This window comes from Xanthomonas arboricola, from assembly GCF_002940665.1.
GTDB lineage: Bacteria > Pseudomonadota > Gammaproteobacteria > Xanthomonadales > Xanthomonadaceae > Xanthomonas > Xanthomonas arboricola_B.
On record NZ_MIGY01000001.1, the window covers coordinates 647,466 to 669,277 of the forward strand.

Annotated in this window: 15 protein-coding genes; 6 read left to right on the forward strand and 9 right to left on the reverse strand. The window is 67.7% G+C overall.

Annotated elements, in window-relative coordinates; genetic code table 11:
- Positions 1–66: 66 nt before the first annotated feature.
- The 4 genes from XarjCFBP7645_RS02825 to cysD form a co-directional block, all read right to left on the reverse strand.
- A complete protein-coding gene (locus tag XarjCFBP7645_RS02825) occupies positions 67–3,192 on the reverse strand; it encodes an efflux RND transporter permease subunit (RefSeq protein WP_104536144.1) in 3,126 nt (1,041 codons plus the stop codon).
- Positions 3,189–4,262, reverse strand: coding sequence for an efflux RND transporter periplasmic adaptor subunit (locus XarjCFBP7645_RS02830; RefSeq protein WP_047130381.1), 1,074 nt, complete (start codon positions 4,260–4,262; stop codon positions 3,189–3,191). Before XarjCFBP7645_RS02830 ends, XarjCFBP7645_RS02825 begins: the two co-directional genes overlap by 4 nt.
- Before the next feature lie 257 nt (positions 4,263–4,519).
- On the reverse strand, positions 4,520–6,436 hold the full coding sequence (gene cysN, locus XarjCFBP7645_RS02835) for a sulfate adenylyltransferase subunit CysN (RefSeq protein ID WP_258079494.1): 1,917 nt from the start codon (positions 6,434–6,436) through the stop codon (positions 4,520–4,522).
- Between the two features lie 59 nt (positions 6,437–6,495).
- Positions 6,496–7,404 (reverse strand): sulfate adenylyltransferase subunit CysD, encoded by a 909-nt coding sequence (gene cysD, locus XarjCFBP7645_RS02840; protein ID WP_104536146.1) that lies wholly within the window; start codon positions 7,402–7,404, stop codon positions 6,496–6,498.
- Positions 7,405–7,582: 178 nt separating this feature from the next.
- On the opposite strand from cysD, the gene XarjCFBP7645_RS02845 reads away from it, so the two are divergent.
- From XarjCFBP7645_RS02845 to XarjCFBP7645_RS02855, 3 genes are all read left to right on the forward strand, one after another.
- Complete coding sequence (locus XarjCFBP7645_RS02845; protein WP_104536147.1) at positions 7,583–9,430, forward strand: assimilatory sulfite reductase (NADPH) flavoprotein subunit; 1,848 nt, start codon at positions 7,583–7,585, stop codon at positions 9,428–9,430.
- 108 nt (positions 9,431–9,538) lie between these two features.
- Positions 9,539–11,245 (forward strand): assimilatory sulfite reductase (NADPH) hemoprotein subunit, encoded by a 1,707-nt coding sequence (cysI, locus tag XarjCFBP7645_RS02850; protein WP_016903595.1) that lies wholly within the window; start codon positions 9,539–9,541, stop codon positions 11,243–11,245.
- A complete protein-coding gene (locus XarjCFBP7645_RS02855) occupies positions 11,242–11,967 on the forward strand; it encodes a phosphoadenylyl-sulfate reductase (RefSeq protein ID WP_016903594.1) in 726 nt (241 codons plus the stop codon). The genes cysI and XarjCFBP7645_RS02855 overlap by 4 nt, the downstream gene beginning before the upstream one ends.
- Before the next feature lie 129 nt (positions 11,968–12,096).
- Here the strand turns inward: XarjCFBP7645_RS02855 and XarjCFBP7645_RS02860 are convergent, their stop codons facing one another.
- From XarjCFBP7645_RS02860 to XarjCFBP7645_RS02870, 3 genes are all read right to left on the reverse strand, one after another.
- On the reverse strand, positions 12,097–13,635 hold the full coding sequence (locus tag XarjCFBP7645_RS02860) for a PepSY-associated TM helix domain-containing protein (RefSeq protein WP_016903593.1): 1,539 nt from the start codon (positions 13,633–13,635) through the stop codon (positions 12,097–12,099).
- Positions 13,635–15,638, reverse strand: a complete 2,004-nt coding sequence (locus tag XarjCFBP7645_RS02865; protein WP_181126211.1) for a TonB-dependent receptor — start codon at positions 15,636–15,638, stop codon at positions 13,635–13,637. The genes XarjCFBP7645_RS02860 and XarjCFBP7645_RS02865 overlap by 1 nt, the downstream gene beginning before the upstream one ends.
- A 194-nt stretch (positions 15,639–15,832) precedes the next feature.
- Positions 15,833–16,267, reverse strand: coding sequence for a DUF2946 family protein (locus XarjCFBP7645_RS02870; protein WP_104536148.1), 435 nt, complete (start codon positions 16,265–16,267; stop codon positions 15,833–15,835).
- A 282-nt stretch (positions 16,268–16,549) separates the two neighbouring features.
- Between XarjCFBP7645_RS02870 and XarjCFBP7645_RS02875 the strand changes: the two genes are divergently transcribed.
- The gene (locus XarjCFBP7645_RS02875; protein WP_104536149.1) at positions 16,550–17,746 is read left to right on the forward strand and encodes a GAF domain-containing sensor histidine kinase; all 1,197 of its coding nucleotides are present in this window, start codon (positions 16,550–16,552) and stop codon (positions 17,744–17,746) included.
- Between the two features lie 242 nt (positions 17,747–17,988).
- Here XarjCFBP7645_RS02875 and XarjCFBP7645_RS02880 read toward each other — a convergent pair whose 3' ends face one another.
- Positions 17,989–18,270, reverse strand: coding sequence for a hypothetical protein (locus tag XarjCFBP7645_RS02880; protein WP_104536150.1), 282 nt, complete (start codon positions 18,268–18,270; stop codon positions 17,989–17,991).
- 197 nt (positions 18,271–18,467) lie between these two features.
- Positions 18,468–19,451, reverse strand: a complete 984-nt coding sequence (locus XarjCFBP7645_RS02885) for a LysR family transcriptional regulator (RefSeq protein ID WP_104536151.1) — start codon at positions 19,449–19,451, stop codon at positions 18,468–18,470.
- Between the two features lie 162 nt (positions 19,452–19,613).
- On the opposite strand from XarjCFBP7645_RS02885, the gene cobA reads away from it, so the two are divergent.
- Together cobA and cysK are read left to right on the forward strand one after the other, a co-directional pair.
- On the forward strand, positions 19,614–20,819 hold the full coding sequence (cobA, locus tag XarjCFBP7645_RS02890) for a uroporphyrinogen-III C-methyltransferase (RefSeq protein ID WP_104536152.1): 1,206 nt from the start codon (positions 19,614–19,616) through the stop codon (positions 20,817–20,819).
- A 16-nt stretch (positions 20,820–20,835) separates the two neighbouring features.
- A complete protein-coding gene (gene cysK / locus XarjCFBP7645_RS02895; protein ID WP_104536153.1) occupies positions 20,836–21,795 on the forward strand; it encodes a cysteine synthase A in 960 nt (319 codons plus the stop codon).
- The last annotated feature ends 17 nt before the right edge of the window (positions 21,796–21,812 follow it).

Below are 21,812 nucleotides of genomic sequence, written 5' to 3' on the forward strand. Positions count from 1 at the left end.
ATCAAGGCCGGCCGCAGCATCCCGCGTCGCCGACAACCGGCAGCAGCGCACCGCTGCCGGTATCACTCAGGCGTGACCGCCTACCGAGGGCGTCTGCGCCTCCAGGGTTTCCAACTCGCGCGCCACCGCCTCGGGCGACTTGGTGAATGGCGCGATCAGGCTGTAGAACGCCGGCACCACGTACAGCGACAGCAGCGTGGACAGCGACACGCCGAAGATCACCACCACGCCGATCGTGGCGCGGCTGGCCGAGCCGGGCCCACCGGCGACCACCAGCGGAATCGCGCCGACCACCGTGGCGATCGAGGTCATCAGGATCGGACGCAGGCGCACCGATGCCGATTCCACGATCGCCTCATGCACGCTGCGGCCTTCGTCGCGCAACTGATTGGCGAACTCCACGATCAGGATGCCGTTCTTGGCCGCCAGGCCCACCAGCATCACGATGCCGATCTGGCTGAACAGGTTGAGCGTGCCGCCGGTGAGCCACAGGCCGACCAGCGCGCCGAGCACCGCCAGCGGCACGGTGAGCATGATCACCAGCGGATGGGCGAAGCTCTCGAACTGCGCGGCCAGCACCAGGTACACCACCAGCAGGGCCATGCCGAAGGTCAGCAATACCGCGCTGCCGGATTGCTGGTACTCGCGCGATTCGCCCTTCCAGTCCACCTGCGCATACTCGGGCAGTTCCTCGCGCGCGGCCTGCTGCGCCCAGGCAATCGCCTCGCCGAGCGGGTAGCCCGGCGCCAGGCCGGCACTGATGGTGATCGCACGCAGGCGGTTGAAGCGATTGAGGGTACCGGCCTCGGCCACTTCGCTGAGCGTGACCAGGTTGGACAGCGGAATCAGCTCGCCACGCGTGGAGCGCACGCGGATGGCGGTGAGGTCTTCCGGCGCCATGCGGCCCTCGCGCCCGGCCTGCAGCATCACGTCGTACTCCTCGCCGTTGTCCACGAACGTGGTGACGCGGCGCGAGCCCATCATCGCTTCCAGCGCGCCACCGATCGCGGTCACCGGCACGCCCAGGTCGGCTGCACGCAGGCGGTCGATGTTCACGCGCATCTGCGGGCGGGTTTCCTTGTAGTCCGAGTCCGGGCCGACCAAGCCGGGATTGGCTTCCATGCGCTGCAGGATGCGGTCGCGCCACTGCGCGATCTCCGCATAATCCGGCCCGCCCAGCACCAGCTGGAACGGCTGCCCGCGGCTGCGCACCAGGCCGCCGCTGACCTGCGTGCGTGCGCGCACGCCGCTGAGCACATTGAGTTTCTGCTGCAGTTCGTCGGCCACTTCGGTGGTCGGGCGCGTGCGTTTTTCCCAGTCCTGCAGGAACACGCTGACCCGGCCGGTGTGCATCTCCTCGCTGCTGCCAAAGCCGCCGGGCACGCGCGGATTGGCGCGCACGATCGGCTTGTCCGGCCCCACGTAGGGGCCGAGGATCGCCTCGACCTGATGCATCTGCCCCACGGTGTAATCGAAGCCCGCGCCCTCGGGCCCGTCGATCATGATCTGGAAGTTGCCGCGATCCTCGGCCGGTGCCAGCTCGGAAGGAATCCTCCCCATCAACCACGCGCTGGCCCCCAGCGCCAACAGCATCAGCAGCGCGAAGATCCAGGTGCGATGCACATGCCGCTCCAGCGAGCGCCCGTACGCGCCGGACACCGCCTGCATGCGGCCATCGAACCAGCGATGGAAGCGATTGGGTTTGGCCTGCCCATGCGAGCGCAACAGCTTGGACGACATCATCGGCGTCAGCGTCAGCGCCACGAAGGCCGAGATCGCCACCGCCGCTGCCAATGCCACCGCCAGCTCGCGGAACAGGCGCCCGGTATTGCCTTCCAGAAAGCCCACCGGCAGGAACACCGCCACCAGCACCGCGGTGGTGGCAATCACCGCGAAGGCAACCTGCCCGGTACCGCGCCTGGCGGCCACCAGCGGCGGCTCGCCCAGGTCGATGCGGCGCTGGATGTTTTCCACCACCACGATCGCATCGTCCACCACCAGGCCGATACACAGCACCAGCGCGAGCAAGGTCAGCAGGTTGATCGAAAAATCGAACGCGTACAGCGCGATGAACGCGGCGATCAGACACACCGGCACCGTCACCGCCGGAATCAGCGCCGCACGTGCGCTGCCGAGGAACACCCAGATCACCACCAGCACCAGCACCACCGCTTCGATCAGCGTGTGGTACACGCGCTCCACCGCCGCGTCGATAAACGTCGTGGTGTCGAAGGCGACAAAGATGTTGGTGCCCTGCGGCAGCGACTTCTGTACCTCGTCGGCCTGCGCGCGTGCCTCGCGTGCAACGTCCAGCGCGTTGGCGGTGGAGTTGCGCACGATGCCCAGGCCCACATTGGGCACGCCGTTGCTCTGGAAGTAGGCGCGGCGCTCGGCCGAGGTCAGCTCCACCCTGGCCACGTCGCCCAGGCGCACCACATAGCCGCCCTCGCCCTTGCCGAGCGGCAGCTTGGCAAAGTCCTCGGGCTTGAGATAACTGCGCTCCACGCGCAGGGTGAAATCGCGCTGCGCCGATTCGATGCTGCCGGCCGGCAGCTCCACGTTCTCGTTCTGCAGCGCCGCTTCCACATCGGCCACGGTGAGTTCGCGCGCGGCCAGTTGATCGCGGTCCAGCCAGATCCGCATCGCATAGCGCTGGCGCCCGCCGATACGCACCTGCGCCACGCCGTCCAGGCTGGAGAAACGGTCCACTACGTAGCGCTCGGCGTAGTCGGACAGCTGCAGCGTGTCCATCGTGCTGGAGCTCATGTTGAGCCACAGGATGGGGTCGGCGTCGGCCTCGACCTTGGAAATCTCCGGCGGGCGCGCCTGGTCGGGCATGCGATCGGAGACGCGGCTGACCGCATCGCGCACGTCGTTGGCGGCGGCTTCCACATCGCGCGACTGCACGAACTCGATACTGATATCGGAAGCGCCATTGCGGCTGCGCGCCTCGATGGTCTCGATGCCTTCGATGCCGGCCAGTGCGTCTTCCAGCACCTGGGTGATGCGGCTTTCCACCACCGCCGCCGAGGCGCCGGTGTATTCCACATCCACCGACACGATCGGCGGATCGATCGCCGGCAACTCGCGCAAGGTCAGCCGGGTGAACGACATCACCCCCAGCACGATCAGCAGCAGGCTCATCACCACCGCCATCACCGGGCGGGTAATGGACAGGTCGGAGAGCTTCATCGTGCTGCCTGCGGGTGCGCCGCTGCAGATGCGGGCGCAGCCTGATCGACCACCTTCAGGCCCGGACGCAGCTTGCCGGTGCCGTCCACCACGATGCGCTCACCGGCCTTGACCCCGTCGAGAATCTCCACCTTGCCGTCGCGGCGCTCGCCCAGGCGCACGTCGGCGCGCTCCACGCTGCTGTCGGGCTTGACCCGGAACACGTAGGACTCGCGCCCCACCTGCACCACCGCAATTTCCGGGATCACCACCGCCTGCCGCGCCGGCTGGAACAGGCGCACATCCAGCAGCATGCCAGGGCGCAGGCGGCGATCGCCGTTGGGGAAATCCGCGCGCACCGTCACCGAGCGGGTGGTCTCGTCGATGCGCGAATCGATCGCCGCCACCACGCCTTCGAACTGCTGGCCCGGATACGCCGCCGCGGTGCCATTGACGGGGTTGCCGAGCTGCACCAGGCCGAACTGCGACTCCGGCACCTGGAAGTCCACGTACATGCGCGCCACATCGTCCAGCGTGGCGATCACCGTGCTGGAGGTGATCAACGAGCCCGGGCTGATCTGACGGATGCCGAGCACGCCGGAGAACGGCGCACGCACCTCGCGGTCGGTGATCTCCGCGCGCATCTGCTGCACGCGTGCCTGCGCCGCATCGCGCAGCGCGCGTTGCGTATCCACGGTGGATTTGGCCACCAGCTGCTGGCCAACCAGACTCAACTGGCGCCGGTACAGCTGATCGGTTTCTTCGAAGGTGGCCTGGGCGGCCGTCAGCGCCGCCTGCTGCGAATTGCCGCGCAGCCGCAGCAGCAACTGCCCGGCCTTGACCTCGTCGCCGCTGTCGAAATTGACCTGCTCCACCACATCGCTCACCGCCGCGGTCAGCGCCACCGATTCGCGCGCACGCACGGTGGCGATCGACTGCACGGTCGAGTTCCAGGGCTGGGTGGTCACCGCCTGCACAGAGACCGGGATGGGTTTTGCGGCGGCCGGCGCCGCGGCCTGACGGCTGCAACCGGCCAGCGCGACGGCCAACAAGAGCGCTGCGCCGAAACGCGCGCTGGGTCGAACAAGCATCGGAACATCCTGGCGGGGTACGTCGAAAGTTTAACGACCTAGCCGCCATGGAGTTGACAGAAAGGGCGTGCTTTGCACCATGACCAAAGACCCTTGCTGTCGTCGGCGCGATGCGCTGGCCAGCGCAGCCACAAACATGGCGGCGTGGTGCCGGATGGGGTGCGGCCGCCGCTCGGGCGCTGCATACACGCATTCATGCGTGGCTTTGCGTTGCCCACACCCACCTGACCCCTGCCGCTATGTCCTGTCAGCCACGCTCAGCGTTCCAGCCCGAGAAACGCGAGCACATGACGCGCCAGCGCCTCTACGTTCTCACCATCGGCGTGAAGATGGACCTCCGGCGCCTCCGGGGCCTCGTAGGGCGAATCGATCCCGGTGAAGTTGGGAATCTGCCCGGCCCGCGCCTTGCGGTACAGCCCCTTCACATCGCGCGCCTCGGCGACCGCCAGCGGCACATCCACGAACACCTCGACGAAGTCTCCGGCGTCGAAGCGCTCGCGCGCCAGCTGCCGCTCGGCGCGGAACGGCGAAATGAAGCTCACCAGCACGATCAGGCCGGCATCGGCCATCAGCCGCGCCACCTCGGCCACGCGGCGGATGTTTTCCACGCGGTCTTCGTCGGTGAAGCCCAGATCGCGGTTGAGCCCATGGCGCACGTTGTCGCCGTCCAGGATGAAGGTGTGATAGCCCAGCGCATGCAACCGCTTGTCGACCAGATTGGCGACAGTGGACTTGCCCGCACCCGACAAGCCGGTGAACCACAGCACGCGCGGGGCCTGGCCCTTGATGCGCGCGCGCGCGGCGCGATCCACGTCCAGATGCTGCCAGTGCACGTTGCCGGCGCGCCTCAACGCAAACTCCAGCGTGCCGGCGGCCACCGTGGCATTGCTCTGCCGGTCGATCAGGATGAAGCCGCCCAACACGCGGTTGCGCGCATACGGCGAGAACGCGATCGGCTCGTCCAGCGCCAGATTGCAGTAGCCCACCTCGTTGAGCTCCAGCCGCTTGGCGGCCAGGCGCTCCTGCGTGTTCACATCGACCTTGTGCTTGATCTCGCTGATGCTCGCGGTGACCGTACGCGTGCCGATCTTGAGCCAGTACGGGCGGCCCGGCAGCAAGGCGGTATCGTCCATCCACAGCAGATGCGCGGCGAACTGGTCGGCCACTTCCGGCGGGTCGTCGACGGCGGCGATGATGTCGCCGCGGCTGATATCGATCTCGTCGCGCAAGGTCAGCGTGACCGCCTGGCCGACACGTGCGCTGTCCACCTCGCCGTCGGCATTCAGCACCGATGCCACCCGTGTGCGCCGCCCGGACGGCACCACCACCACGGCATCGCCCACGCGCACCTGCCCGGCCGCGATGGTGCCGGCGTAGCCACGGAAGTGCTGATGGGGGCGATTGACCCACTGCACCGGCAACCGGAAGCCGCTGCCGGCTTCCGGCGTCTCCACGTGCACGGTGTCGAGATGCTGCAGCAGATGCGGGCCGCGGTACCACGGCATCCGCGGCGATGGGCTGGACAGATTTTCGCCAGCCAGTGCCGACAACGGAATGCACTGCACATCGGCAATGCCCAGCTGCGCGGCCAGCGCGCGATAGCCCTCGGCGATGTCGGCAAAGACCTGTGCGTCGTAGTCCACCAGGTCCATCTTGTTGACCGCCAGCACCACGTGGCCGATGCCCAGCAACGACACGATGTAACTGTGCCGGCGCGTCTGCGCCAGCAACCCCTTGCGCGCATCCACCAGCACCACCGCAACATCGGCAGTGGATGCGCCGGTGGCCATGTTCCGCGTGTACTGCTCATGCCCGGGGCAGTCGGCGACGATGAACTTGCGCCGCTCGGTATCGAAATAGCGGTACGCCACATCGATGGTGATGCCCTGCTCGCGCTCGGCGGCCAGCCCATCCATCAACAACGCATAGTCGATACCCTCGCCCTGCGTGCCATGCCGACGGCTATCGCCCTCCAGCGCGGCAAGCTGATCGTCGAACAGGCGCTTGCTGTCGTACAGCAAGCGCCCGATCAACGTGCTCTTGCCATCGTCCACGCTGCCGCAGGTGATGAAGCGCAGCAGCGGCTTGGCTTCGTGTTGATGCAGGTAAGCGCTGATGGCGCCGGGAATCGGGAGTGGGGAATCGGGAATCGCAAAGGCGACCTCTTCCCTCATCACGTTTGCGGCGAACTGCTGTTTCGATTCTCCATTCCCGATTCCCGATTCCCTGCCCATCAAAAATACCCCTCAAGCTTCTTCTGCTCCATCGACGCACCTGGCGCATGATCGATCATGCGGCCCTGGCGTTCGGAGCTGGTGCTGACCAGCATTTCGGCGATCACCGCTTCCAGCGTGTCTGCGGTCGATTCGATCGCGCCGGTCAGCGGATAGCAGCCCAGCGTGCGGAAGCGCACCGAGCGCAGTTGCGGCGTCTCGCCGTCGTGCAATGGCAGGCGCTCGTCGTCGACCATGATCCAGGCGCCGTCGCGCTGCACCACCGGGCGCGGCGCGGCGAAATACAGCGGCACCACCGGTATCCGCTCGCGGTAGATGTACAGCCAGATATCCAGCTCGGTCCAGTTGGACAGCGGAAACACGCGCACGCTTTCGCCGGGTTTGGTGCGCGCGTTGTAGAGATTCCATAGTTCCGGGCGCTGGTTCTTGGGGTCCCAGCGATGACGCGCGTTGCGGAACGAGAACACGCGCTCCTTGGCGCGCGACTTCTCCTCGTCGCGGCGCGCCCCGCCGATCGCCGCATCGAAGCCGCCCTGCTCCAGCGCCTGCTTCAGGCCCTGGGTCTTCATGATGTCGGTATGCACCGCCGCGCCATGGCTGATCGGGCCGACGTCCTGGGCGATGCCATCGGGGTTGATGTGCACGCGCAGGTCCACGCCGGTTTCGGCCGCGCGGCGGTCGCGGAAGGCGATCATCTCGCCGAACTTCCAGCGCGTGTCCACGTGCAGCAGCGGGATCGGTGGCGGCGACGGCGCGAACGCCTTGAGCAGCAGATGCAGCAGCACCGAGCTGTCCTTGCCCACCGAATACAGCATCACCGGGGCCCGGAATTCGGCGGCGACCTCGCGCAGGATGTGGATGCTTTCGGCCTCGAGCCGATCCAGGTGTGACAGGGGCAGCAGGGTCATCGGGGTTCGTGGGCGTCGGCGGGCAGACCAGCCGATGGTAGGGCAAGGCGCCGCAGTGTGTGGCGCGGGCAACCCGCACCCAAATAAGCGGCCGGCATAACGCGATAACGGCTCATCCTTTCTGGACGCGGCGGCGCTTCCATAACCTCACTGGTCTCATCAACCGCCCTGGATCCGAATGACCGCCGCCAGTTCCGCGCTACCGCCCAGCCCCTTGCCCGACGAGCGCAAGGCGCTGCTGGAACGGTTGGTCGACGGCCTGGATGCCGCGTCACTGTGGTGGCTGTCCGGTTACACCGCCGGCCTGGCACAAGGCCAGCCGCCGCGGCCGCTGGCGGTGTTGCCGGGCGGCCAGCCGCATGTGCAGTCGCAGGAAAGCCGGCGCCTGACCGTGCTGTACGGCAGCCAGACCGGCAACGCACGCCGGGAAGCCGAGCAGCTGGCAGCCGAGGCCGGGGCCGCCGGCCTGAGCGTGCGTCTGCTGCGCGCCGACCAGTACCCCACCCGCGAACTGGCCAGCGAGCGGTTGCTCTACGTGGTCATCAGCACCCAGGGCGAGGGCGACCCGCCGGACGATGCGATCGGGCTGGTGGAATTTCTGGCCAGCCGCCGCGCGCCCAAGCTGCCCGAGCTCAAGTACGCGGTGCTCGGCCTGGGCGATTCCAGTTACGCGGATTTCTGCGGCATCGCACGCCGCATCGACGACCGCCTGGCCGAACTTGGCGGCAGCCGCGTGCAGCCGCGCGGCGAAGCCGACCTGGAGATCGACAGCGTCGCTGCGCCCTGGCGCGCGCAGGCGCTCAAGCACGCACGCGAGCAGCTCAGCAGCGGCCCGCCATCGGCCACCATCACGCCGTTGCGCAGCAGTGCAGCCGCACCGGTGTGGTCGCATCAGCAGCCTTTCCCTGCCGAACTGCTGGCCAACCAGATCGTCAGCGGGCGCGACTTCAAGGGCCCGCAGTTCCGCGTGTACGCATTGCCGAGCAAGCGCGTGCGCCATCTGGAATTTTCGCTGGAAGGCAGCGGGCTGAGCTACGAGCCCGGCGATGCGCTGGGCATCCGCCATCGCAATCCGCCCGCGCTGGTGGATGCGGTGCTGGAGACGCTGCGCCTGGATGGTCGTGCCGCGGTCACCGTCGGCGCAGAGACGCTGGCCCTGCACGAGTGGCTGGCCACCCGGCGCGAACTGACCAAGCTGTCGCGGCCGCTGCTGGCCGCCCATGCGGAGCGTGCGCGCGCCGACGAGCTGCAAGCGCTGCTCGCCCCCACCCAGACCGCCGGCCTGGCGTCGTTGCTCACCGATCACCAGCTGATCGACGTGCTGCGGCGCTGGCCGGCGGATTGGGACCATGCCGGCCTGCTGGCCGCGCTGCGTCCGCTCACCCCACGCCTGTACTCGATCGCCTCCAGCCGCAAGCGCGTAGGCGAGGAAGTGCACCTGGTGGTGCACGAACTCACCTACCAGGCGCACGGGCATGCGCACCTGGGCTCGGCCAGCGGCTTTCTGGCCGCATTGCGCGAAGGCGACACCGCACCGGTCTACATCGAGCCGAACGCGCGCTTCCGGCTGCCGGCCGATACCGATCGCGACATCCTGATGATCGGCCCGGGCACCGGCGTGGCGCCGTTCCGCGGCTTTGTGCAGGAGCGCGCCGAAACCGGCGCCAAGGGCCGCAACTGGCTGTTCTTCGGCGCCCAGCATTTCAATACCGATTTCCTGTATCAGGCCGAGTGGCAGCAGGCCTTGCAGCGCGGCGAACTGCACGCGCTGGAAGTCGCGTTCTCGCGCGACCAGGCCGAAAAGATCTACGTGCAGCATCGCCTGCGCGCGCGCGGCGCCGAGGTCTACGCCTGGCTGCAAGGCGGTGCGCATCTGTACGTGTGCGGGGCGATCGGCATGGGCAAGGACGTGCACGCCGCCCTGCTCGACATCGTCGCCACCCACGGCGCCGTGGATGCAGAAGCCGCCGCGGCGTATCTCACCCAGTTGCAGGTGGAGGGGCGGTATGCGCGTGATGTCTATTAGTGCTGGGAATCGGGATGGGGGAATCGGGAATCGGAACAGCCCGCAACTGACCTTTCCTGGCAGACCAAGCCGCTTTTTTCGATTCCCCATTCCCGACTCCCGATTCCCATGACTCACTCCGTCGAAGACATCAAATCCGAAAGTCGCCGTCTGCGCGGGTCGCTGGAACAGAGCCTGGCCGATGCGGTGACCGGTGCGTTGCGCGAGGACGATCAGACCCTGATCAAGTACCACGGCAGCTATCAGCAGGACGATCGCGACATCCGCGATGAGCGGCGTCGGCAGAAGCTCGAACCGGCGTACCAGTTCATGATCCGCACCCGTACGCCGGGTGGAGTGATCTCGCCCACGCAGTGGCTGGCGCTGGATGGCATCGCCACGCGGTACGCCAATCATTCGCTGCGCATCACCACGCGCCAGGCGTTCCAGTTCCATGGCGTGATCAAGCGCGAACTCAAGGCGACCATGCAGGCGATCAACGCCACCTTGATCGATACGCTGGCCGCCTGTGGCGATGTCAATCGCAATGTGCAGGTCGCGGCCAATCCGCTGCTGTCGCAGGCGCATGCCACGCTGTATGCCGATGCCGCGCGGGTGTCCGAGCATCTGTTGCCCAACACCCGTGCGTATTACGAGATCTGGCTGGACGAAGAGCGCGTGTCAGGCTCCGGCAACGAAGAAGAGCCGATCTACGGCGACCGTTACCTGCCGCGCAAGTTCAAGATCGGTTTCGCCGCACCGCCGCTCAACGATGTGGACGTGTTCGCCAACGACCTGGGCTTCATCGCGATCCTGCACAACGGCGAGTTGCTCGGCTACAACGTCAGCATCGGCGGCGGCATGGGCGCCAGCCATGGCGATGCGGAAACCTGGCCGCGCGTGGCCAATGTCGTCGGGTTTGTCACCCGCGATCAGTTGCTGGAGGTGGCCACCGCCGTGGTCACCACCCAGCGCGACTTCGGCAACCGTGCGGTGCGCAAGCGCGCGCGCTTCAAGTACACCATCGACGATCACGGCCTGGACACCATCGTGGCTGAGATCGAACGTCGTGCTGGCTTTGCGTTGCAACCCGCCAGGCAGTTCGCGTTCGAGCACAACGGCGACCGCTACGGCTGGGTCGAGGGCGACGATGGTCTGTCGCATCTGACCCTGGCCCTGCCTGCCGGGCGCATTGCCGATACCGACACCGCTGCGCACCTGAGCGGCCTGCGGGCGATTGCGCAATTGAACGTCGGCCAGTTCCGCATGACGCCCAACCAGAACCTGGTCATCGCCGGCGTGCTGGCCAGCGAGCGTGCGCGCGTCGATGCCCTGGTCGCGCAATACAGCCTGGATGCCGGCAATCGCGCGCCCACCGCGCTGGCACGCGGCGCAATGGCCTGCGTGTCGCTGCCGACCTGCGGCCTGGCGATGGCCGAGGCCGAACGCTACCTGCCCGATTTCAGCGCGGCCCTGCAGCCGGTGCTGGAGCAACACGGACTGGCCGACACCCCGATCGTGCTGCGCCTGTCCGGCTGCCCGAATGGCTGCTCGCGCCCGTATCTGGCCGAGATCGCGTTGGTGGGCAAGGCACCCGGCCGCTACAACCTGATGCTGGGCGGCGACCGCCGCGGCCAGCGCCTGAACACGCTGTACCGCGAAAACATCACCGAAGCGGACATTCTCGCCGCACTGGAACCGCTGCTGGCGCGCTATGCGGCCGAACGCGATCAGGCCGGAGACGAAGGCTTCGGCGATTTCCTGCATCGCAGCGGCCTGATCGCCCTGCCGCCCTACCCCACACACCGTCACCTCGACCTGGAATTGCTCGCATGACCGCGCTGCCCGCTGCATCGATCACTGCGTCCGCGCTGGACGACCTGGACGCGCTCAACGCGCAACTGGAAGGTCTGCGCGCCGACGAGCGCGTGGCCTGGGCACTGCAACACGGCCCGCAGGAGGCGGCACTGTCGTCCAGCTTCGGCGCGCAGTCGGCGGTCACGCTGCATCTGCTCACCCAACAGCGCCCGGACATTCCGGTGATCCTGATCGATACCGGCTACCTGTTCCCGGAAACCTACCGGTTTGCCGACGCGCTGGCCGACCGGCTCAAGCTCAACCTCAAGGTGTACCGCCCGCTGGTCAGCCGTGCCTGGATGGAAGCGCGCCACGGCCGCCTGTGGGAACAGGGCATGGTCGGCATCGACCAGTACAACAACCTGCGCAAGGTCGAACCGATGCGCCGCGCGTTGGACGAGCTCAACGTAGGCACCTGGTTCACCGGCCTGCGCCGCAGCCAGTCCGGTGGCCGCGCACAGACGTCGATCGTGCAAAAGCGCGGTGAGCGCTACAAGGTCAGCCCGATCGCCGACTGGACCGACCGTGACGTGTGGCAATACCTGCAGGCGCACGACCTGCCCTATCACCCGCTATGGGAACAAGGCTACGTGTCCATCGGCGACTTCCACACCACACGCCGCTGGGAACCGGGCATGCGCGAGGAGGACACGCGCTTCTTCGGGTTGAAGCGCGAATGCGGCATCCACGAGGACATCTGAGCGCGGCGCAGCGCGCGCTCGCTACGAAGCAGGCCTGCACCACTACGCGTCGAGTTTGCCGGTGGGCACACCGCGAAGCGCATCCCTGACTCGGCGCGTCCGCAGCGCATTGAGGTGACGCGCACGTGCTCATGGTGCGGGAACACGTGCCTGATTGCGCTGCATCCAGTAGCGGTCGGACAGCCACATCAGCAATAACGACACCCCGACCAGCGGGAAGATCAGCCCGCAGATCATCAGCAGCACCAGCAGACCGCGCAGCGTGCGCGGATCGGCCGGCAACGGCGGCACGCCCAGGCCGCCGACCGGGCGACGCTTCCACCACATCACCGCCGCGCTCACGCACAGCAGCACGATCGCCGCGCAGGCCAGCAACAGGATCACCTGATTGGCAGTGCCGTATTGCTGGCCCAGATGCACATTGATGCCCCACTCCAGCGCGCGTCCCACTGGCCCGTAATCGCGATAGCGCATGTCCAGCAGCACCGCGCCGCTGTACTGATCCAGATGGATCACGCGCTGGCGCTGCAGGTCGGCCGGATAGACCGAGGCGGTATACACCCCGGTGGCGCCACGCGGTGGCGAGACGCTGTAGCCCGGCACGATGCCGAGCGCATCGAACCGCGCCATCGCCGCATCCAGCCCGATGGCGCCGTGACCGGGCGCAGCGACATTGCCGGTGCCGCCGTGCGCGGCATGTTCCGACTGCATTGCATGTTCTGACGGGCTTGGCTGTTCCGCGTGTTCCGAATGTTCTGAATGTTCCGCACCCGACAGCGTCACACCCACCCGCCCGTCATGCAGACCCTCATCCACCCCCGCGGCTCCACGGCCAGGCACCACAGACTCCGGCACACGCGCCTGCCGCAAAGACCACGCCGGATCGGTCGTCTCGGACAAACGCTGTTGCGACATCGGCTGCTGCACCCGCACACCGGCCGGATACCCGAAATCCTGCCCATTGACCCAGCGATTGACCTGCGCGCCCCACAGCCACGACCACGGCATCCCGGTGAGCGCCAGGAACAGCAATATCGCACCGACGCTGGCACCGGTGACCGCATGCAGATCGCGCCAGAACAGCCGCTGCCCCGGCGTGCCGCGCACGCTGACCACGCCGCCGCGGCGCCCGCGCGGCCACCACAGATACACACCGGTCAGCACCAGCACGATCGCCCAGCCCGCCGCCATTTCGATCAAGCCGCGCGCAAGCGGCCCGATCAACTCGAGACTGTGCAGCCGGCGGATTGTCCAGGCCAGGGTGCCGTGCTCGGGCAGCGCACCGAGCACGCGTGCGCGATACGGGTCGACATACACCACCTGCCGCACCGCGTGCGTGTCCACCAACCCGATCTCGGTACTGGCATCGGCGCGTGCGGGCGTGGTGTAGCGAAACAAGCTGCCGCCATACCTGCGCTGCGCCGCATCGACGAGGCGTTGCGCAGACACCCGCCGCTCGCCCACCGGCACGACCTTCAAGCCATGGTGCACGCTGCGGTCGATCGCATCCTGGTACAGGAATGCCGCACCGGTCAGCGCCAGCCAGACGATGAAGGGCAGCACCAGCAAACCGGCGTAGAAGTGCCAGCGCCACACCGCGCGATAGAAACGCCAGCGGCCATCCCGGGGCGGATCGGTGACGCGGCCATCGCCCATGATTGCGCGCATCAGAAGCTCCAGTCCCAGGACAGCGACAACGCACGTCCATCGCCCGGCGAATAGCCGGAACTACCGGTGTCGTACCACGCATACACGTACGCGCGATCGGTGACATTGCGCAGCTGCAGGCTGAGCGCGTTGCGTGCGTCAAGGTTCCAGCGTGCGCCCAGATTGAGCAGGGCGTAACCACCGGTGCGCCCCAGCGTATTGCTGCGCTCCAGATAATAATCGCCTTGCGCATTGCCCCAGGCGCTCAGCTGCACGGCCGCGGTGAGCTGCCATTCCAGCCCGGCGGTGGCCAGCCAGTGCGGTACGTTCTCGATCTCCTTGCCGCGCGTGGCCGGCGCACTCGGGTCCGGCGTGGCGATGCTGGCCTTTTGCCGCGAATACGCCATCCAGGCCCGCCAGTGTTCGGCCGGCTGCAGATTCAGTTGCGCATCCCAGCCGCGCCGCAGCGTGCGCCCGACATTGGCCACATCGCCGACACCGGCCACGCCATTGACGCCCAGGATGGTGGCAACTTCCCCAGAAGCGCGTTGCTCCCAATACGCCAGGCGGCCGTCCATCACCGCCGATGGCGCGAACTTGAAACCGGCCTCCCAGCCGTCATTGATCGACGGGCCGAGATTTGCCGGCTGGCGCCGGTACGTACCGTCGCCGCTGCCGATCTGGAAGCTGCGCCCCCAGTTCGCGTACACGCTGCTTTGCCCGGCCAGCCGATAGCTGCCACTGAACTTGGGCTGCTTGATGGTGCCGTACTCGTAAGTGGGTGCGTGGATGCCGGCACGCACATCGTGCAGCTGCCCATCGACACGGTCGATGCGATAGCCCGGCACCAGCTGCAGCCGCTCGATCGGGGTCAGCACCGCCTGCACGTAGGCCCCGCGCGTGCGCAGGTCGTAGTCCCAATCGCGCAATTGCGCGCCGCGCACCCGTACCACCGTGCGGTAACGCTGCGACTGATTGTCCTGCCACTGCGCATCCACGCCGGCTTCGAGATTGGCCGCCAGCGCGCCCCAATCCGGCTGCCAGTTGCCGCGCAACAGCAGGCCGCGATGGGTCTCGTCGGTATCGCGTTCCTGCTGCAGGCCGGCTGCGGAAAAGCGCACCCAGCGCCGATTGCGGTAGTCGTTCTGGTAGGCCTTGGCGCTCCACTGCGCAGCGGCGCCCAGCGTGCCGTCCGCATGCAATGCGGTCTGCCGCAACTGGCGTTCGCTGCGATCGTCCTGCGCATAAGCCGGCGAACTGCGTGGCGCCGCGCGTGCGCTCGCCGCATCCAGATAACCGGCTTCCAGTGCGTGATTGTCGTAGTAACGCGTGGTGAGCCCGGCACGCAAGCCGCCATCGGGGTCGGTATAGAACCACTTGCCGGCCACGCTGCGTTTGCGCGCGTCGGCGTGCTCGCGATAGCCATCGGAATCGCGCCAGGCCAGCACATAGTTCTGGCTCCATGCGCCATGTTCGAAGCCCTTGCCCAACTGCACCTCGCGCGCACCGAAACTGCCGGCCGTCACGCTCAGGCGGCCATCGTTGCCGCCGGTGCGGGTCAGCACATCCACGCTGCCGGCGATCGCATGCAGACCGTAGCGCGCATCGTTGGTGCCGCGCACGATCTCGATCGCGCTGATGTCCTGCGCAAACACCGCATCCAGATACGGCATGCCGCCGGCGTTGTCGTTGCTGGGGACGCCGTCGATCAGCAGCTTCACCGCATTGATGCGCCCCTCGCCATTGAAACCACGGAACGAAAACCGCCCCGCGTCGGTGCCCATGCGGAACTGGGTGACCTGCACCCCCGGCGCGCGCATCAGCAGCTCCCAGCTGTAGTCCACGTGTTGATCGTGCAGCAGCTCGCCACCGATCACATCCACCGAACTCAGCACGCGTGCGGTGCTCGGGCTGCGCCGGGGCTGCGCGTTCACCTGCACCTTGCCCAGGGTCAATGCCGCATCCTGCGCCTGTACATTGCAGGCAGGTCCCCACACCAGCGCCAACGATGGCGCGTACCACAGCGTTTTCAATAATCGCAACCGCATGACCAACCCTTCGCCGTGCCGGCACGGCAGCACCGCCGTGCGCCGCGGCAACACAGCGGGCACAGGCATCACTTCAGAAAAACGGGTCGTCCATGCAGCTGCGTGCAGGCGCGCCGGAAGATCGGCACGCAATCGCTACGACGCAGCGGACGCCCGCGATGGGGCCAGACTCACGCGTGCAGCGGCGGCCCACGCGCCCCGAGTGCGGCCCAGCGCACCATCGATGCTGCGCGCACCTGCCTGTGCAGCAGCGCCGGCGCCGGCCGCCCTTGCAGCAGGCACAGCACCAGCAGCGCCAGCCACGGCAGCAGGCGTGCGGCCAGCACGCAGTAGTCGCAGGCCTCGCCATGCGCGCCTGCGTGGTCGCCGGTGTGCGGCTTGAGCGGCAATACAGCGACGTCATGCTGGTGCGCGGCGGTCTGCGTCATGAGGCCCGGGTGGCCCGCATGCAGCGAACCGCCCGCGTCCGGCGCCGGCCCGCTCGTGCACATCGGCTCGACCGCCTGTGCCTGGCTCCAACGACTGATCAGTGGCACCACCAGCATCAACAGCACCGCCAGGCAGGCAAGCAGGTGCAGGCAAGGGTGGCAGCGGAGCGAACGCATCGCGCGAGTGTAAGCCGCCACATGCCGCAGGAGCGACGATGGTGGCCGGTGCGCGACCGCATGTCGCACCCCTCAACATCGGCCCTCGCCAGCAGCGACAACGGGCGGCGGAGTTTGCCGACACGATCCGAACCCCGCCGACGCACAGGTGCCGCCCTGCACGGTCAATGCACCTCACTGCCGAGGTCGGTAGTCACGGTTCCGGCAGTGGGCGTGACGGCGCGCACATGGCGGCCCCTGGCATGCCCTATGCTTATACGTCATCCCATTCACTGCGCGCGCATGAGCACCGTCCTGTCCGATCCAGCGGCCGAGCCCCTTCCCTGCGCTGCCAAGCCGCCGAGCGAGGCATTGCGCCTTCAGGCGTTGCGCAGTTACGGCATTCTCGACACGCCGCGCGAGGCCGCTTTTGAAGACATCACCAGGTTGGCCTCGATCATCTGCCAGACCCCGATCGCGCTGATCAGCCTGGTGGATGCCGATCGTCAGTGGTTCAAGAGCGAACTCGGCATGGGCGAGCGCGAAACGCCGCTGTTCAAGTCGATGTGCGCGCACGCGCTGCTCGACAGCGACGTGCTGGTGGTTCCAGACACACGCAAGGACGTCCGCTTCGCACGCAATCCGCTGGTGACCGGCGAGACGCCGCTGCATTTCTATGCCGGTGCCGTACTCAAGACCAGCGAAGGCCTGCCGCTGGGCACAGTTTGTGTGCTCGACCGCCAGCCGCGCCAGCTCAGCGCCGAACAGGTCGATGCCCTGCGCGCACTTGCGCGCCAGACCATGGCGCAGCTGGAACTGCGCCGCGCACTGCAGGTGGCCGAGGAATCCGACCGCTACCGCAGTCGCCTGATGGCCATCGCCGGGCACGACCTGAAGACCCCGCTGCGCACCGCCGCCTACGCCATCGACAAGATGCGCCGGCATGCCAATGTCGATTCCATCCCGACCCTGGTCACCGCGCGCGATGCGATCAATCTGGTGGCGCGCAACCTCGACGAGCTGGCCACCCTGGCCGCCGCCAGCGAGACCGCCACGCCGGACCTGCAGCCGCTGGCGCTGGAGGACGTGCTGCATGCGGTGCTGGGCGTATGGCGGCAGCCGGCGATCGACAAGTGTCTGGCCTTGCGCCATGTGGCCACCTCGTTACGCGTGCGCAGCCATCCCACGCTGCTGACCACCTTGCTCGGCAATCTGATCGGCAATGCGGTCAAGTACACCGAACGCGGGCGCGTGCTGGTCGGCGTCCGGCGTCGCCCCGGCCATGCGGTGGTGGAAATCATCGACAGCGGCATCGGCCTGAACCTGGATCACCCCGAACAGGTATTCCAGGCCTTCCGTCAGGCCGACCCGCGCAGCGACGGGTTGGGCATCGGTCTGTGGATCGTGCGCCGCACCGCCGAGACCCTGGGCTGCGAAGTGAATGTGCGCCCACGCCCGGGCGGCGGCACCTGCTTTTCGGTACGCATCCCGCTGGCCTGACGATGGCTCTACGGCGCCGCGTCAAGGTGCGGTTGCGCCAAGGATTTACGACAGCGCAGCGTGCCACTGAATGCGGGCGGACCACCCCCCCGCCGCCCCGGCAGCAGCAGGGAGAATCACTGCCAGCGCGCGCTCGGGCCAGCGCGGGCGGCCGCGCAGGCCATTGGTACCCGACGATTTTCGGTAAAGCGGACAATGCAGCACAGCATTTGATAGGCCGTCGCAGACCATCATCGACCGTCTCAGACCTGTGGATCGCCCGCATCCTGGCGGGCGAACCAGTCCGCCGAATGCACCTCTTCCGCCGCAACCTCCAGCAGCTGGTGCAGCACCGCCAGCGGAATCTGCACCTGGGTACCGTCGGCCAGCAGTTCTACCCACAACGATTCGTCCTGGGGATCGGCCAACACCGTCAGCACTGCGTGCTCATGTCCCTCGACACTGGCCGACAATTGCAACGACATGCCTCCGTCCTGGTCGGGCGACCACAGCCGGCTGAGGGGCGGACGCAGTGGCTCGGTCATCGCTTGCAGCACCTCACAGTGGCGAACGGGGGCGCGTGCAGTCAACCGAATCGGTACACCGCGCAGACCGCAGTGTAATCACAGTCGCCATCGGTACGCGGGCAAGCAGCCCTCAGCAGACCGGAGCGCTCTCACAGGCACCGCAGACGTCGTGAGCAGGTGTGGGGCCAGGCGCGCGGCAGGCTTCGACAGGCAGCTCAGCTGGTAATGGTCTGGGTCAGCGATTCCCAGGTCGGCGGCAGTGGCCAGGCCGGGGCCTGGTTGCCGTCCAGCACGCGGCGCAGGTCGCGCTTGTCGATCTGCGGCGCCAGCACGTGCACCAGATCCAGGGCGTAGTCGCGCAGCACGCGGTCGCGCGGCAGCACCGCCCAGGCGATGCACTCGGCGATCGGCGCCGGTGCCGGCCAGGCGCGCAGGTCCTCGTCGCTGGCGCTGACCGCCATCTCCGCCACCAGCCCGACGCCCAGCCCGGCACGCACATAGGTCTTGATCAGGTCCGCATCCAGGGCCGTCAGCGCAATGCTCGGCTCCAGCCCGACCTGGGCGAACGCGCGCTGCAGCGACGAGCCCGGCCGCGTGGAGGATTCGTAGCTGATCAACGGGTGCTGCGACAAGGCCTGCATGTCCGGCGCGGTGCGTGCCTGATCCAGCGGATGGTCGCGCGGCACGATCACCAGCCGGCGCCAGCGATAAAGCGGCACCGCGATGCCGGCGCTCGGTTCGCCACCGGCAGTGCTGACCACCGCAATGTCCGCATCGCCCTGGCTGAGCAGATCCAGCGCCGCACTTTCGGCCGCCTGCTGCAGATGCACGCTGACCTGCGGATAGGCGTGCTTGATCTGCGCCACCGCCGGCGGCAGCACGAAGCGCGCCTGAGTGTGGGTGGTGGTCAGGGTCAGCTGGCCCTGGCTCTCGCGGCGCTGGTTGGCCGCGTAGGTGCGGATGTTGTTGGCTTCCGACAGCACCGAGCGCGCGCGCTCGATCACTTCCACCCCGGCCGGCGTCACCGCATCCAGGCTGCGCCCCTTGCGCACGAACAGCAGAAAGCCCAGTTCGTCCTCCAGCTGCTTGAGCTGTTTGGACAGACCGGGCTGGGTCGCATGCACACGCGCGGCGGCGAGCGTGATGTTGAGCTCGGCATCGGCGATGGCGACCAGATAGCGAAGTTGGGTCAGCGTCATGGGCTTATATCCAAAAAAGCGCGAGGCGCCACGAAGGACTCGACTGTAGAGGAGTTCTGCGTGCGAGCTTATAACCGAACGCTATTTTCAGGGTGTATGAAGTCATTTCCGACGGCTATATGCCGGCGTTACGGTCTGCCCTCCCCTCTCGATGCGCTGGCCGTGCCCTCTGTGTTCCCGCTTCTTGCCGACCTGCGTGGCCGTGCCGTCCTGGTGATCGGCGGCGACGCCGCGGCCGAGCGCGCCACTGCCGCCCTGCTGCAAGCCGGCGCACTGCCATTGTTGGGTGCGCCGGAACTCAGCCCGCAACTGCGCGACTGGGCGCAGACCGGGCAGCTGCGTTGGCTGGTGGGGCAGTTCGAGCCGGCATGGCTGGAACTACCCGATCAACCGGTCTGGCTCACAATCGCCGCCAGCACTGCGCCTGACCTCAACGACGCCCTGCGTGCCGCGGCCAGCGCGCGCCGCCTGCTCACCCACGACGCCACGCCCGCCATTTCGGCGGCGACACCTGCACCGCCCGCGGCGCCCCGCACCACGGTCGGCCGGCTCTCTCCCGGCAGCGTGGCCCTGGTCGGTGCCGGTCCCGGCGATCCCGGTCTGCTCACCCGGCATGCCTTGCGCGCGCTGCGTCAGGCCGATGTGCTGCTCTACGATCGCCTGGTCAGCCCGCAGATCCTGCAACTGGCACGTCGCGACGCGCTGCGCGTGGAAGTCGGCAAGGCCGCCCAGGGCCACAGCACGCGCCAGGAGCAGATCCACGCACTGATGCGCGAGCACGCGCGCGCCGGTCGCCGCGTGGTGCGGCTCAAGGGCGGCGACCCGTTCGTGTTCGGCCGCGGCGGCGAAGAGCTGGAATTCCTGCGCGCGCACGGCATCGGCTTCCAGGTCATTCCCGGCATCACCGCCGCGATCGCCTGCGCCGCCTATGCCGGCATACCGCTGACCCATCGCGACCATGCGCAATCGCTGCGGCTGATCACCGCGCACTGCAAGGATTCATTGGACACGCTGGACTGGCAGGCGCTCGGCCAGGAACGCCAGACCCTGGCGTTCTACATGGGCGTGGCCGGCCTGGACGGCATCCAGCAACGCCTGCTGCAGGCCGGCCGCGCGCCCGCCACCCCGTTCGCGCTGGTGGAAAACGGCTCGCGCCCGCAGCAACGCGTGATCACCGGCTCCCTCGCCAGCCTGGCCGCCACCGCGCAGCGGCATGCCGTGCGCGCCCCGGCCCTGCTGCTCCTGGGCGAGGTCGCCGGGCTGGCCGCCAGCCTGCACTGGTTCGGGGCGGCGCCGTTGACCGGGCAGTCGCCTGCGCGCTCACCCATCGCAACGCCCGACACGCCCACACTCGCCCACGCAGCCTGATTCCGACGGAGACCCCATGGCCCTGTACGACAACATCCTCGACACCATCGGCCGCACTCCGGTGGTCAAACTCCACCGGCTTGCGCCGGATCACGTGACCTTGTATGTCAAGGTCGAGTCGTTCAATCCCGGCGGCTCGGTCAAGGACCGTCTGGCGCTGGCCATCATCCTCGATGCCGAACAGCGCGGCCTGCTCAAGCCCGGCGACACCATTGTCGAAGCCACCTCCGGCAATACCGGCGTGGCGCTGGCGATGGTGGCCGCCGCGCACGGCTACAAGTTCGTCGCCACCATGGTGGAAACCTTCTCCATCGAGCGCCGCAAGCTGATGCGCGCCTATGGCGCCAAGGTCATCCTGACCCCGGCGGCCGAACGCGGCAGCGGCATGGTGCGCAAGGCCAAGGAGCTGGCCGAGCAGCATGGCTGGTTCCTGGCCAGCCAGTTCGCCAACCCGGCCAATCCGGCCTACCACCGCAACACCACTGCAGCCGAAATCCTGCGCGACTTCGCCGGCCACCGGCTGGACCATTTCGTCACCGGCTGGGGCACCGGCGGCACGCTCACCGGCGTGGGCGAAGTGCTGCGCGTGGCCCGCCCGGAAGTACGCATCACCGCCACCGAGCCGGCCGGCGCTGCCCTGTTGCAAGGCCAGGACTGGAAGCCGCACAAGATCCAGGGCTGGACCCCGGACTTCGTGCCGGAGGTGCTCAACCGCGAGGTCGCCCACGAAGTGCTGAGCGTGGAAGACACCGACGCGATCAGCGTGGCGCGCCGTCTGGCCGCCGAAGAAGGCATCTTCACCGGCATCTCCGGCGGCGCCACCGTCGCCACCGCATTGCGCGTGGCCGAAAGCGCGGTGCCCGGCGCGGTGGTGCTGGCGATGCTGCCCGATACCGGCGAGCGCTATTTCTCCACGCCGCTGTTTGCCGACATCAACGAAGGCTCCGACGACGATTGGTTGGCCGGTCTGCCCTGACGCTCGTGCATCGTTTG

Coding starts and splice junctions, on each gene's coding strand:
- cysN (WP_258079494.1), bottom strand. CDS start 6,436: ATGAGGGAAGAGGTCGCCTTTGCGATTCCCGATTCCCCACTCCCGATT.
- XarjCFBP7645_RS02825 (WP_104536144.1), bottom strand. CDS start 3,192: ATGAAGCTCTCCGACCTGTCCATTACCCGCCCGGTGATGGCGGTGGTG.
- cysK (WP_104536153.1), top strand. CDS start 20,836: ATGGCCCTGTACGACAACATCCTCGACACCATCGGCCGCACTCCGGTG.
- XarjCFBP7645_RS02855 (WP_016903594.1), top strand. CDS start 11,242: ATGACCGCGCTGCCCGCTGCATCGATCACTGCGTCCGCGCTGGACGAC.
- XarjCFBP7645_RS02880 (WP_104536150.1), bottom strand. CDS start 18,270: ATGACCGAGCCACTGCGTCCGCCCCTCAGCCGGCTGTGGTCGCCCGAC.
- XarjCFBP7645_RS02845 (WP_104536147.1), top strand. CDS start 7,583: ATGACCGCCGCCAGTTCCGCGCTACCGCCCAGCCCCTTGCCCGACGAG.
- XarjCFBP7645_RS02830 (WP_047130381.1), bottom strand. CDS start 4,262: ATGCTTGTTCGACCCAGCGCGCGTTTCGGCGCAGCGCTCTTGTTGGCC.
- XarjCFBP7645_RS02860 (WP_016903593.1), bottom strand. CDS start 13,635: ATGCGCGCAATCATGGGCGATGGCCGCGTCACCGATCCGCCCCGGGAT.
- XarjCFBP7645_RS02875 (WP_104536149.1), top strand. CDS start 16,550: ATGAGCACCGTCCTGTCCGATCCAGCGGCCGAGCCCCTTCCCTGCGCT.
- cysI (WP_016903595.1), top strand. CDS start 9,539: ATGACTCACTCCGTCGAAGACATCAAATCCGAAAGTCGCCGTCTGCGC.
- cysD (WP_104536146.1), bottom strand. CDS start 7,404: ATGACCCTGCTGCCCCTGTCACACCTGGATCGGCTCGAGGCCGAAAGC.
- XarjCFBP7645_RS02870 (WP_104536148.1), bottom strand. CDS start 16,267: ATGCGTTCGCTCCGCTGCCACCCTTGCCTGCACCTGCTTGCCTGCCTG.
- XarjCFBP7645_RS02885 (WP_104536151.1), bottom strand. CDS start 19,451: ATGACGCTGACCCAACTTCGCTATCTGGTCGCCATCGCCGATGCCGAG.